General features: G+C 58.2%; 9 protein-coding genes. 2 read left to right on the forward strand and 7 right to left on the reverse strand.

Features of this window, described 5'->3' with window-relative positions:
* Window positions 1-127 precede the first annotated feature (127 nt).
* Together HNQ92_RS20910 and HNQ92_RS20915 are read right to left on the reverse strand one after the other, a co-directional pair.
* Window positions 128-1,630 (reverse strand): DUF1501 domain-containing protein, encoded by a 1,503-nt coding sequence (locus tag HNQ92_RS20910; protein ID WP_184176928.1) that lies wholly within the window; start codon window positions 1,628-1,630, stop codon window positions 128-130.
* A gap of 5 nt (window positions 1,631-1,635) precedes the next feature.
* Window positions 1,636-4,851 carry a DUF1553 domain-containing protein gene (locus HNQ92_RS20915; protein ID WP_184176930.1) on the reverse strand — a complete coding sequence of 1,072 codons (3,216 nt, stop codon included), beginning with the start codon at window positions 4,849-4,851 and terminating at the stop codon, window positions 1,636-1,638.
* 138 nt (window positions 4,852-4,989) lie between these two features.
* On the opposite strand from HNQ92_RS20915, the gene HNQ92_RS20920 reads away from it, so the two are divergent.
* Complete coding sequence (locus HNQ92_RS20920) at window positions 4,990-5,490, forward strand: hypothetical protein (RefSeq protein WP_184176932.1); 501 nt, start codon at window positions 4,990-4,992, stop codon at window positions 5,488-5,490.
* 81 nt (window positions 5,491-5,571) lie between these two features.
* Here HNQ92_RS20920 and HNQ92_RS20925 read toward each other — a convergent pair whose 3' ends face one another.
* The 4 genes from HNQ92_RS20925 to HNQ92_RS20940 form a co-directional block, all read right to left on the reverse strand.
* A complete protein-coding gene (locus HNQ92_RS20925) occupies window positions 5,572-7,560 on the reverse strand; it encodes an FAD-dependent oxidoreductase (RefSeq protein WP_184176934.1) in 1,989 nt (662 codons plus the stop codon).
* Window positions 7,561-7,569: 9 nt separating this feature from the next.
* A complete protein-coding gene (locus HNQ92_RS20930; protein WP_246440558.1) occupies window positions 7,570-8,802 on the reverse strand; it encodes an exo-alpha-sialidase in 1,233 nt (410 codons plus the stop codon).
* Window positions 8,803-8,864: 62 nt separating this feature from the next.
* Window positions 8,865-10,208, reverse strand: coding sequence for a M14 family zinc carboxypeptidase (locus HNQ92_RS20935; RefSeq protein ID WP_184176936.1), 1,344 nt, complete (start codon window positions 10,206-10,208; stop codon window positions 8,865-8,867).
* A gap of 105 nt (window positions 10,209-10,313) precedes the next feature.
* Window positions 10,314-11,303 (reverse strand): 3-hydroxyacyl-CoA dehydrogenase family protein, encoded by a 990-nt coding sequence (locus HNQ92_RS20940; RefSeq protein ID WP_184176938.1) that lies wholly within the window; start codon window positions 11,301-11,303, stop codon window positions 10,314-10,316.
* A 125-nt stretch (window positions 11,304-11,428) separates the two neighbouring features.
* Between HNQ92_RS20940 and HNQ92_RS20945 the strand changes: the two genes are divergently transcribed.
* A complete protein-coding gene (locus tag HNQ92_RS20945) occupies window positions 11,429-11,596 on the forward strand; it encodes a helix-turn-helix domain-containing protein (RefSeq protein WP_184176940.1) in 168 nt (55 codons plus the stop codon).
* A gap of 5 nt (window positions 11,597-11,601) precedes the next feature.
* Here the strand turns inward: HNQ92_RS20945 and HNQ92_RS20950 are convergent, their stop codons facing one another.
* A complete protein-coding gene (locus HNQ92_RS20950) occupies window positions 11,602-13,083 on the reverse strand; it encodes a hypothetical protein (protein ID WP_184176942.1) in 1,482 nt (493 codons plus the stop codon).
* Between the last annotated feature and the right edge of the window lie 272 nt (window positions 13,084-13,355).

Raw genomic sequence — 13,355 nt, forward strand, 5'->3', positions numbered from 1 at the left:
TTAAAAACCCAAAGGTAGGACGCGGAGCGTTAGGCTGTACCTGATCCAAACCAGAAATTTGGATTTTGCCCAAGTACCCCAAGTACCTTCGATTTTTAACCGTTTAGCCAACAAAGGTACCTTGGGCTTAACTCAGAATACCCGGTACGACGTGGCCGTGCACGTCGGTAAGGCGGTAGCGGCGGCCCTGATGCTTGAAAGTCAGCTTCTCGTGGTCGATGCCGAAGAGGTGCAGCAGCGTAGCCTGAAAGTCATGTACGTGCACGGGATCTTTGGTGATATTATATCCGAAATCGTCGGTTTCGCCGTAGGTCATACCCGGCTTGACGCCCGCCCCGGCGGCCCACATGGTGAAGCAGCGCGGGTGGTGGTCGCGGCCGTAGTTGTCGGGCGTGAGCTTGCCCTGCGAGTACACGGTGCGGCCAAATTCCCCGCCCCACACCACCAGCGTGTCGTCGAGCAAGCCGCGCTGTTTCAGGTCCTGCACCAGGGCCGCCGTGGCCTGGTCGGTCTTGGCGCACTGGGCGCGCAGGCCGCTGGGCAGGAACAGATGCTGGTCCCAGCCCTGGTGGTAGAGCTGCACGAAGCGCACGTCGCGCTCCAGCAGGCGGCGGGCCATGAGGCAGTTGGCGGCGTAGGTACCGGGGTCGCGGCTGTCGGGACCGTAGAGATCAAAGACCCAGTCGGGCTCGTCGGAGAGGTCCATGATGCCCGGAATGGACGTTTGCATCCGGTAGGCCATTTCGTACTGCGAAATACGCGTATTGATTTCCGGATCGCCGTAGGTGTGGTACTGAATCTCGTTGAGCTTTTTGAGGTAGTCGAGCATTTCGCGGCGGTCGGCCCCGTCGTAGCCCTCGGGGTCATTGAGGTACAGCACGGGGTCCTTGCCCGAGCGAAACTGCACCCCTTGGTGCTGCGAGGGCAGAAAACCGTTTCCCCACAGCCGGGCGTAGAGCGGCTGGTCACCCGCGCTTTTGGATACCAGTACCACAAAGGTGGGCATATTTTCGTTTTCGGAGCCCAGCCCGTAGCTGATCCAGGAGCCAATGCTGGGCCGACCGGGTAGTTGGTTACCGGTTTGGAAGAACGTAATGGCCGGGTCGTGGTTGATGGCGTCGGTATGGATGGATTTGATAAAACAAAGCTCATCCACGACCTGCGCCGTGTAGGGCATCAGCTCACTGACCCAGGCGCGGCTCTGGCCGTACTGCTGAAATTTGAACAACGAAGAAGCCACGGGCAGGGAGCTCTGGTCGGCGCTCATGCCGGTGAGGCGCTGGCCCTTCCGTACGGAGTCGGGTAGTTCCTGCGCCTGGTACTTAGCGAGCTCGGGCTTGTAGTCGTAGAGGTCCAGCTGCGAGGGCCCCCCGCTCTGAAACAGGTACACCATGCGCTTGGCTTTGGGCGCAAAGTGCGGCATCCGGAGCAGCTCGTCGCTCGGCTCGGTCGCGAGCTCAGGTACCTTGGCGCTCAGTAGTTTTTGTCCCCCCACGAGCGAGCCTAGCGCCAGCGCGCCCAGGCCCAGGGTCGTTTTGGTCAGGAAGCGGCGGCGGTCGATCTGCCGTTCCAATTGCCGGAAGTCCTCGTTGTCCGACCGTATTTCGTCGTCGTGGTGGTGATCGCACATAGTCGTTAGCGTTTAGTAAGGGTGGCGTCGGCGTTGAGGATGGTACTGGCCACCACCGCGCAGGCGGCGATGTGAGGGTACTGGTCGGCCTGGTCGGGAGGTACCGGGTAGTTTCCGGCTTGCAGCCAGCCGGTGGTTTTGTGGGTACTTTGCCGAAACTTGCGGTACTCCTGCTGGTACAAATCGAGCAGCAGCCGGAGTTCGGCCGGAGCAGGGCGGCGGCCGGTCAGTTTCAGAAAGGTACTTTCAACGCCGCGTTTCAGGTCGTTGGTTCGGGCCATTTCCTGCCCAAGTACCTTGGCCGCTTCCACAAAGGTAGGGTCGTTGAGCGTGACGAGCGCTTGCAGGGGCGTGTTGGTTTTCTGGCGACGGGAGGTACATTCGCTGCGGTCGGGGGCGTCGAAGGTACCTTGCGTGGGGTGCGGCACCGACCGCTTCCAGACGGTGTAGAGGCTGCGGCGGTAGAGGTTGCTGCCGGTGTCCTGCACGTAAGTAGCGTTGTTAATTCTCCATAGACCTTCCGGCTGGTAGGGCTTCACGCTGGGGCCACCGATTTTTTTGTTCAACAAGCCACTCGCCGCCAGTACGTTGTCCCGGATCATCTCGGCCGTCAGGCGGCGGGCGGGGCCGCGAGCCAGAAGTACGTTCTCGGGGTCAAGCTGTTTTAGTTTTTCGGTAAAGCGGGAGCTTTGCCGGTACGTAGCCGACATCACCAGCAGCTTCTGTAGCGCTTTGACGTCCCAGCCCGACTCCCGGAAGGTCACCGCCAGCCAGTCGAGCAGCTCGGGGTGGGAGGGTAGTTCGCCCTGGTTGCCGAAGTCCTCGGAGGTTTTGACCAGCCCGCGCTCAAAGTAATTTTGCCAGTAGCGATTCACCGCCACGCGGGCCGTGAGCGGGTGGGCTGGATCGGTGAGCCACTGCGCCAGGCCCAGGCGGGTGCGGGGCAGGTGGTTGGGCATGGGCAGTATTCGGCCGGGTACCTCCGGAAATACCTCCTCGCCGCGGGCGTCGTACTGGCCGCGTTCGAGCAGGTAGGCGGGGCGGCGGCGGGGCATCTCTTCCATTACCATCAGCTCAGGTACCTTTTCCAGCGAGTCGTTCAGGGTTTTGCGCGCTTCTTGCAAGGCCCGTAAAGCGGCTTTTCGCGGTGCCGAAACCGTGGACAGGTAGTAGTTTTTTAACGCTTTTTTGTCGGCTTCCGAAAGCTGCTCGGGTACTTTGGAAAGTACCTGCCGCCAGGTAGCGGGGTTGTGGAGGAGTCCTACTTCCAGCGGGCTGAGGTTGCGGTCAAACACCAGCACGTCATTGACCCGCGCCCCCGGTATGCCCTTGCCGCGCCACCAGGCGCCCACGGCCAGGCCGGGGTTGTTTTTGCCGGTTTCGGCAATGCCCTTGTTGAGCTTGTCCTGGTCCACGACGGTAGGTAGTTCGCGGCCGTTGAGGTACAGGCGGTAGCCCCGGGCGGAGCTGGAGCCGTCGTAGGTGACGGTGAGCTGAATCCAGGTATCGCGCGGGACGTCGGTTTTAGAAATACGCGTAATGGCGTTGTAGGGCGCGCTGTGGGCCATCATGAGTTCGAGCCGGTTGTTGCGAAGCATCAGGTGGTACCCCCGAAAATTGTAGATGGCTTCGCCCACGCCTTTGTGAAAAATAACCCCCTCCTTGAGCGCCTGCGGCAGGTTCACCCACAGCCCCACGCTGAACGGCTCGTGGCGCTCGTAGTTGCCGATCTGGCCCAGGTCCAGCCAAGCGTCGCCGTTGAGGAGCAGCGCTTTTCCGGCCCGGCCTTCGGCCCAGAGGGCGGCTTCGGGCGGGCTGTCGTTTTGCTTCATGAAGCCCAATTCGGTACCTACCCGGTTTTTCAAATTAGACTCTGTAAGCGGGAAATGTGCCACTAGGTTGTCGGGATAGGGGCGGGCGGACAGGGAGCGGTACGTACCCTGCCGCAGCCATTGCTCAAAAGGTACCTGCTCGCTGGAGGTCGTTTGGGCTACGGCTTTTTCCTGGGCAAGTACCTTCTGCCGCAGGTCCCCAAGTACCCTTTCCTGCCGGGTGTCGGTCAGGAGCAGCGTAGGGGCGGGCATGGCGTCGTCCCAGGAGATTTGCCCGGCCTCCTTGACGTTGTTGAAGTAGCTATAGAGCTGGTAGTATTCTTTCTGCGAAATGGGGTCGTACTTGTGGTCGTGGCAGCGGGCGCAGCCCATCGTGAGCGCCATGAAGGCCGAGCCGAAGGTATTGGTACGGTCGGCGACGTACTCCACCCGAAATTCTTCGGGCACGATACCGCCCTCCATGTTTTGCGGATGGTTGCGGTTAAAGGCCGTGGCGATGCGCTGCGCGCGGGTAGGGTTGGGTAGTAGGTCCCCGGCCAGCTGCCAGGTGATGAAGGTGTCGTAGGGAAGATTTTGGTTAAAAGCCGAAATGACCCAGTCGCGGTAGGGCGACATGTCGCGGAGGCGGTCTACGGTGTAGCCGTGGGAATCGGCGAAGCGGGCCAGGTCGAGCCAGTCCACGGCCATTTTTTCGCCGTAGTGGGGCGAAGCCAGCAGGCGGTCTACCTGCTTTTCGTAGGCGTTGGGCGCTGGGTCGTTGACGAAGGTACGTATTTCGCGCGGCGTCGGCGGCAGGCCCGTCAGGTCCAGGCTTAGGCGGCGCAGCAGCGTTTCGCGGTCGGCCTCGGGCGAGGGCTCCAGCCTCTCGGCTTCCAGGCGTTTCAGCACAAAGGCATCGATGGGGTTCCTGGCCCAGTCTTTCCGTTTGGGGGTAGGTACTTTGGGCTTTTCGGGTTTGATAAAGGCCCAGTGGTCTTTGTATTCGGCCCCATCCTCGATCCACTTGATGAGCACGGCTTTCTCGTGGGGCGTGAGCGTCAGGTGCGACTCGGGCGTGGGCATGACGTAGTCGGGGTCGGTGGAGCAGATGCGGTGAAAGACCTCGCTGCGGCGCAAACTACCCGGCACGATGGCCCGCTTGCCGGGCGACTTGGGTAGTTCGGCGTAGGCAAACTCGGACAGGTCGAGCCGCAGGTCGGCCTGCTGCTTGGCTTTGTCGGGCCCGTGGCAGGCGTAGCAACGATCCGATAAGATGGGCTTGACGTGCTGGTTGAAGTCCAGCGCTTCGGGGAGCTCCTCGTAGGCGGCCGCTACCTCGTCGGATAGTTCGGGGCGGCAGGCGGCGAAGGCCAGTACCAGCCAGAGCAAGAAGACGCAGCGGGTTAGCATAGATGGTAGACCATGAATTACTTCCTGCATAAGTCATTTACCGTCAGAATCTACTATGCTCATGGAAAACCCAAAGCCGGAAGCCAGGATTTTTTAGGTACTTTTGAAGTATAAAACCCGATTGACAAGTTGCCATCCATGCGCCATACTCCCCTACGAAAGTACCTCTGCAATTGCTTTCTGCTGACCCTCCCCGTGATGGCCTGGAATATCTTCTTGACCCCCAAACTACCCGCAGCCTTTCAGCCCGCTATCTTTTCAGACAAGATTCCGGCCCTGATTACGTACGGAGAAACGATCGCCCGGCTGCTCGTGTTCCTGCTGGCCGCACTCATGCCGCTCCACATCCTGACCCACCGCCAGCGGATGGGCCTGTACGTATATACAGTAGGGGTGGTAGTTTATGGCTTGTCCTGGATTCCCCTCCTTTATTTCCCGGCAAGTACCTGGAGCACCAGCCTGCTGGGTTTTATGGCTCCGGCCTACACGCCCTTGGGTTGGCTGGTCGGTATGGCGCTGGTGGGGCGTTCGTTTTACTTCCAGGTACCTTACCGGCCGGGGTACTTTATTTTTGTTTCAGTGGTATTTCTGATTTTTCACAACTTGCACACGTTTCTGGTTTATGTCAGAATTCACTGAGTACGCATGTTTTGGCCCGTTTGAAGTACCTCCTTTCCTAAACGGACTGGAAATAATAGACTACCAATAACCTGCTTTTAATCAGGTATTTTTGCCCAATCTTAAATACAAAGCCTGGCACACTTCTCCTCTTTGAACGGGTAGTTGGGAGTCTCTTTTGGCATATTGCCAGGCGGCAGCGCCGGAGCGTGGAGGTGCGTCAGCCGATTGGCTTAGTAGGTCCAATAGCCTGATAAAATCAGCCAAGCTAACGGTTTCCTGTTTGTCGAAGGCAAAGGTACTTTCTTCAAGGCCTCGCGTATCGTTAAATAAGGTAAGCCAACGGGTTAATTCCCGGCCCGAAATCGGTTGGTGGAGATTAGCCTTATAGGAGTCAAAAAATCCCTTGGTACCCCAAAACTGAGCCGCCTGGGCGGCTTTATCTTTGATGTCCAGATCCTCGAAATAAGTAAGAATCTGGTTGTTTTTCAGGAGGAGTTTTTGCAGAGCCGGGATAGGTACTTTCCGGATCGGAAGGTTGTTTTTTACCGAAAGATAGGCCGCCGTACCCGCCGCCTGGCCGATCCCCATCCACAAGGGCTCCATGCGCAGGGTAGAGTAGGCCACGTGGGTGGTAGAAGCGGCTACGGGGACAATCAGCCCGTTGATTTTTTCGGGTACCAGGACTCGGTACGGAATCTGATAGGGGGCAATGGGCAGCATCCCGATGTAGCCTTCCAGTACTTTTTTGTCCGGCGAGGGCTCCTTGGAGGCAGGAAAGCTGTCAATCGGAAATTCTCCGGCAATGATGGTATCCTTAAAAATGGTAGTACGAGCTGCTCCGTCCCGGAGGGTTACGTCATTTTCCGTAAGGGTGTATTCACCTTTGAGGCGCCGGGCTTCCCGTACGTAGAGTTGCCAGGGAAAATGGTTATTGTCCGTAAATTCATCCAGCGGCCAGTGGTACTGCTGTGCCATGGTACGGTGCGCTTGGGGTACTTCCGGATCATTCTGGATGAAGTACAGCAGGCCCATGGCTAGTTCGCGGTGCCGCCGGAATACCTTCTCGCGTTCTTGCCAGCTTGCCTCCAGGTAGGTGGCGTTTTCTTCCGGAAACGGAAAGCCCAGCGGCCTTGGATTGGTGTTTACATCGTATTTACGGTTGGGGATTTCGGCAAAAGAAAATACCCGGACCATCGTGTCAAAGTGAGCCTGGTAGTAGCCGTGCCCTTCTTTAAATACCTTGGGACCGCCCAGTCGCCCCTCTTTCAGGTCATCAAAGTACTTTAGGTAGTTAGTACGGTCGTAGCCCGGGGGCGGCTCCTGCATGACGTAGCTATTGGTCGGGTCGTCGGTAAGGCACAAGCGGTAGGTGTAAGCCGGTATTTTCTGGTCGCCCGCGCCGGTACTTCCTTCCAGAAATTTATTTTCGTTATAATCAAAAAAGATTTTTCCCGCGTGTAGTTCACCAAACTCTTCCCGGCTTTCCCGGCCAAGTCGGTAGGCCGCTCCGGCCAGTGCGTACAGATCGCCTTCGTAAGTAGCATCCACAAACACGCGGGCTTTGAGCGCATAGGAGGTACCTTCGGCTCGGTTCGTAAATACGACTTCCTGCACCTGATCTGCCTGGGTGACTACTTGCTCGATCTGATGGTTTAGGAGGAGCGAAATGTTTTTTTCTTGGGCTACCATCTGGTTAAAAACCTGCTCAGCCACCGAGGGTTCGTAGTAGTACCCCTGCTTGCATTTGGTGGCATTTTCAGAATGCTCCCCGTAGGTATCCCGGTAGTATTGGTAAATCCGTTGCGTAAATTCTTTGAATAAGCCCGCAATGGCATCTTTGTTTTCGATGTCACTTTTGCCCAGGCCGCTCGAGGATAATCCGCCGATGTGGTTATGGTATTCAACCAGCGTAACCGTGGCTCCCAAGCGAGCGGCGGCGATAGCAGCCATAATCCCGGCGGGACTTCCGCCCACAACCACGATGTCGGTATCGGGGGTAGTTTTGTCTTTTCTGGTACAGGCACCAAAGGTGGCGGTGGAGAGCATTGTCCCGAACGCCCCCAATTTGATAAAATATCGGCGGTTCATGGCAGGTACTTACTTGTTTTGGGGAATCATTTGTAGGCTATCCAGGTCTGAAAGGCGGATTTTGATGACCTCCACGCTCTGCTTTCCACCCGCAAAGGCTACTAGCAAATGGCCCTCGTGCTCAATGACGTGCGGATAGTCAACGTGCCGCCCGCCGACCAGGTAGTACATTTTGTTGAAAACGATGCCGTCATCGCTCACGGAGAGCACGAGGGGATCACGCTTGGCAGGATTGGCGTTGGACACCAGTACGTAGCGGCCGTCTTTCAGGCGGGTACCGCTGAATTTGGAGCGGGCGTCCGGGAAATTGGTCCGGATGGGCGTGCTCCAGGTACGTCCGTGGTCGGTGGAGAAAGAGCGGTGTAAAAAGCCACTTCCCTTGTTGTTGCGAAACAGAGCCACCAGGTTGTTGTCAGGAAGTACCCACCAGTAGGGTTCTTCGGCGGCGAGCTCGGTATTGGCCGAGCCAAAAACGGGAAAGGACTGCCACTCGGTGAGCTTATCCACGCCCCCAATCAGGAATTCGACGCCTGACGTGGTATAATCGTGCTTGCGACGAGACATCATCCATTCGCCGGTTGGAATTTTCTTGGGAGCAAAATTATTGATGGCATTGGGGTAAACCACCCCCAGCTCCTCCCATCGGTCTAGCGTTTCGTTGTAGCGGAATCCCCTGAGCTCCAGGCTGGGACCAAAGAAGTCGGCGGCTTCGTCCAACGACGCCAGGGCTAGTAATTCATTGTCGCGCTGCCAGAAACCCCGCGCAATGTAACGAAAGCCCTTCGAAGAGCGGGTACCATAGTAGTGTCGGGCCTGTGATTTGGGCGGCTCGGGTGTGAGGTACTGAGGTTGGCTCCAGATTAAGCCATCCGGGCTGGTGGCGTACTTGACGCGTTGCCCTACGCGGTCTTCCACGCCCGGACCATCGCTCCACATAACCCAGAACTTCCCGTGGTGGTAAGCCAGGTAGTTGTGCTGGTTTACGCCCATCTGAAACCGGACATCGCTCACCACCATGTGCTCGCCGGGTACGCGCGGGAGTTTGTCGTAATCAATTTTGTGCGTATCCGCCGGGAGCCAGTCACCAGCAAGCATCAGCGGAGAGGATGGATTGGTGACGGGGTGCGGAGCGTCAGGCTCCGTGGCGGCGTTTCTTTTGGTTTGCTTTTGCTGCGCCATGACTGGCAAGGCGCACAAGGTACTTGCTAAAAGGAGGGAAAGTACATTTTTAGAATAGAACATACGGGCGAAAAATTGTATGGAAATAAGGGTTATTCAAGGTAGTTTTAGTTATACCAGCCATGCTAACGCAAATGCCGGTTTCCGGTAAAGTACCGGGCAATGCCCCGCCCCAATGCCCGACCTTCCGCCTGGTAGCCTTCGGGCGTACTAAGGGGCGAGCTCATGTTTGTCTCCAGCGTCAGGGCCACCACCGAGGGGGTCGTGTGGGCGCTTACCCATCCGGCCGACGATTGGTAGTTGATCTGCCGAGGGCTAAAGAAAAAGCGCTCCATCGAAAGTGCCTTGCGGGTTTCTTTGGTTTGCTCCTGGGCCTCCAGACAGGCCAGAAAGGCCGCCTGATTTTGGCGCCGGAGGTCGGTGGGGAGTGCTGAGGGAGTAGGACAAATAAAGTATGGATGCGCGCCGTTGCCCGGGCCGTGGATGTCGATGAATAAATCCAAGGCGTTCTGCCGGGTTAGCTCGGTCAGTTGGGCCTGAATAGCCCGTACTTCGGGCCAGTGGCTGGCGCTTTCATCCCAGCCGCGGTTGTGGTCATAGGGCGGTTGGTTCTTGCCGGTTCGCCCCTCCACCACGCCGTCTACGTCTACGATCGGAACAAGGGTGAGGTCGGCACAGGCGCGCAGCTGTCTCGCTTCCGGATCGGACGACATGAGCCAGCGTGCCAGCTCGTGCAGTACCCAGCTCGTGCCCGACTCAAAGGCGTGCGCCCGAGCCTGGAGCCAAATGCCGTAGCGTTGTGTGCCAGCCCTGGGTGTTTCGGCCAGGCGTAGCGCCAGGACGGGCCGGTGGTTCCGGCTGCGGCACAAGTCATATACGCTGGCGGCTGTCCCTGATTTTTCGGCCAGGGTTCGTAATTCGTGCAAATGCTCCGGGAGGTAGGGGAGGTTGTACGCAAACCACATCCGGGCGCTAAGTACCCTTTGATTATACACCATCAGTTGAGTGGGGCCGTCGGCTGCTTCCTGCCCGGCTGCTGTCAGCTGCCAGGTTTTCTGGTCAGTACTGAAGTAAGCTTGCGGAGCTACCCCCGAGCCGGGTGGGTGGCCGTAGTTAAGCTCCAGGGTAATCAAAGTGCCCGGTGTTAATCCGTCTACCTGAAAGTACCACCACACCTGTCCCCAACCGCCGCCCTGCTCGTTATGAGCCCGAAAACGAATGGCCCGCCGGACCTCATCGATCCGCTCCATGACGCCCCCACCGCCGGGAAAATCCTGCCGTACTTTGATGGACTTGGCGCGGGCGTCTGAAAGCACCCTTGCGTAAGCACTACCTCCGGAGGCAGCAAGCAGCGAGGTACCTAGCGTGCGTACGCTGGCCTCAGCCAGGAATTGCCGACGGCTCACCACACCGCGTCCTGGCGTAGTTTGAGGAGGTACTTTTTCAAATTTTATGCTATGACTTGGCATGGGCTTTCAATTTGAATTTAATAGAGCTGAACACGGGGCATCCATCAGAAGAAGTCTAATGGCTTGTCCTGCCCTACTACAGTACGGGAATAAGCCGGTACCTGACTACTTTTCCAACGATCGTTTCACCACGTCGGCGGGGTACTTCAAGGCCAGCTCCCGGATTTCGTAGCTGAAGCGCTCAAAGGTTTCGCGCCAGGCCTGGGCTTCTTCGGGCGTGTAGTCGTAGAAGCCGTCGGCGTTGGCGACGCCCCGGCCGCCCCGGTCCACGATGTCCTGAATGAGCCTCGGTACGTCGGTGCGGTTGCTGAGGGTGGGCCAGAGGTCCTTCATCACGTTGGCGTAGGCGGGTACGCCCGTCAGGTCCATCCAGCGGAAAAGGCCCACGAGGGTCATCCAGTAGCCCGCGTTGTTGCGGCAGGCGCGGTCTACGTCTTCGATGCTGGCATAGCCTTTCTCCACCAGGTCGAAGGCCTCGCGGTACATAGCGTACATAATCCGGTTGGTAATGAAGCCCCGGATATCCTTCCGCACCAGGGTAGGTTCCTTGCCCCACTGGTGCGACAGCGCGTAGAAGAATTCGGCGTAGGGTACTTCGGTTTGCTCCCCGCAGATCACCTCCAGAAACCGCGTGGTGTGCGAGGGCTCCGCCCAGTGCAGCCCAATGAAGCGCTGCGGGCGACGAGTAAGGCTTTGCAGCTGGGTGATGGGAATGGCCGACGTATTGGAGGCAATAACACACTCGTCGTTCACGACGGCTTCCATTTGCGCAAAAACGCGCTTCTTGATGTCCAGGTCTTCCAGGGTACATTCCAGTACCAACTGGCAATCCCGCAGGTCGGCGTAGTTTTCGGTGAGGGTGAGGCTTGCGAGGTAGTGGGCGGGCGGCTCGGCAATGAGCTGCCGCTCGGCCAGGTCGGTGAGGTGGTGCTGGATGCGGGGCCAGGCCGTGGGGACATCGGAAGGGATGGGTGCTACGGCCACCACCGGGTGCCCCGCCATGAGCAGGCAGGTAGTGATGCTGCAGCCCATGAGGCCAAGACCCACTACCCCCACGGGCATGGTATGGGTAGTGAAGCGAGGAGGTAAAGCCATGAACGCGATGTAGGTAGTTATGAATTTAAAAAATAGATTAGCCCTATTATTACTTATAAGCACTACCTGATTTTGGCGATTAAGACCACCTTCATTTAAAATGTATACCTTTTCGGGAACGAAAAATGCTGAAACTTACGCAGGTCGATTTGGCGGAGAAATCCGGCGTCGGGCTCCGCTTTTTGCGTGAATTAGAGCAAGGAAAAACCACCCTTCGACTCGACAAGGTAAATCAGGTACTTGGGATGTTCGGCTGCGAAGCCGGACCGATCCGAAAGGAGGAATCTCTATAAGTACCCTACTGCGGATTGGCCTCCCAGCCCCATTGATTACCCCGCAACACCCACTTACGCGGGTTGCCCGCCCTTTCCTGGGCGGGCGCTTGCGGGCGGTGGGCGCGCCACATGGCCGTGACGAACGGATCGTAGGTGGTGGTTTCGGCTTTGGGGCGGGGGTAGGTACCTCGCGCGTCGGCGTAGGGATCGTTCTCCCGCATCCAGCGCTCCAGGTAGTCGAAATGCGCGTCGTGGTTCCAAAGTTTGATGGCTTTCAGGTAGCGGGCGGCCAGGGCGGTACCCGCCCAGGCGGAGGCGTTGCAGCAGGTACGGTAGCCCTCGGAGGTTTTGTCCCACTTCTCCCACTGGCTGGGGTGTTTTTCTTCGTAAGGCGTGCGGTTGCCATGGTGGATGATCATCTGCCAAAGTACCTTTTGCCCAAACCAGCCCGTGCCGTAGTAGGTCTGGGTGTCTTCGTGAAAAACCGCCGTTTCGGGTAGTTGCGCCAGCTCTGGGTTATTTAGCATGATACTCGCAAAGAGGATGGGCCACTTGCGGCCGCTGGAGTGCCCGCCGCCTTCGTTCCAGTAGCCCCCCACCCGCGCCAGACCGTGCAGGTCGATCCCGCGCTGGATCAGTTGCAGCGTGAGCTTTTCTTTGCGCGCACGGGGCACATCCAGTAGCACCATGAGGCTAGCCAGCGACACCAGGCGGGCGTACTCGCGGCCGTAGTTGGGCTGGTTTTCGTTGGGCACCAGCTCCTGTTGCGACCAGCTCAGGATGTGGTCGATCCAGGGGCGCTGAAAGTACCGTTCGGCCTCCGTCCAGGAGGGTATTTCCCCGGCGGGTTGCAGCCGGGGGAGCTGCTCCCACTGTACATCCTGCGCCCGGAAGAGGGGCTTTTCGGTACCGGCGTAGGGCGGACGGAACGCGTCCCGCGGGGGTACCTGGTCCAGGCAGGTCAGCACGGCGGCGGTTTTCATCACCACCTGGCACTGCTTTTCGTTGTCCCACATCAGGTCTTTTATAAAATGATCGACGGGCAGGGTCGTGTTGCTGATGGAGGAAATGAGCGAGCGGTTCGGGGCCAGCTCCAGGGGTAGTTGGACGGCGTCTTTCTCCCGAAACGACCCACTGCGCGAGTCGTAGCCCTGGCTGTAGCCCGCTTTGAGCACGATCATGGAGCCGTTGCGCATGCGGGTGTCCGGCTTGAGGCTGGTGTCGTTCCAGTGGTTGATCCGGATGGCCGACGTATCTACCGCCGCCGGGCCGGGCTCGGGCGTAATTTTCACCACCTGCACCGGGCCTACCACCCACCAGTCGCCGGTGACAAACTGCCCCGTCAGGGCGGGCTTGTCGAAGGTCCAGGTGATGCCGTACTGGCTCACTTCCTGCCGCAGGACTGCGTGCTTTTGGTCGGCCTTAGGCCCGTAGGTACCTCCGGATTTGGTACAGGAAAAAGAGAATAGTAAAAGCAGTAGGGTACACCGGATGGCAGAGGGCATAGGGGTAGGGGCAAAGGGGTACTTTGGGTATTAGTTACGTGTTCTTTTCTGAATCGAATTGGAATAAAAAAGAAAAGAACAAAAACCTTCTACTCGAAAAGCACCCTTTGCCTTCTACAAAAAAGCCTCAATTCCATTGCGGCAATTCCATTGTGGCAATTCCATTGCGGCAATCCCCAGCCCTTTCTCCCGCGGGGAAAGGGAGCTTCTCTAAGGTACTTTTAGGAAAAGTACCCCTTGCTTAAACTACTCCCTGCCGCGCGGCGGACCGC

Origin of the sequence: Rhabdobacter roseus, from assembly GCF_014202275.1 — a bacterium.
GTDB classification, from domain to species: Bacteria; Bacteroidota; Bacteroidia; order Cytophagales; family Spirosomataceae; genus Rhabdobacter; species Rhabdobacter roseus.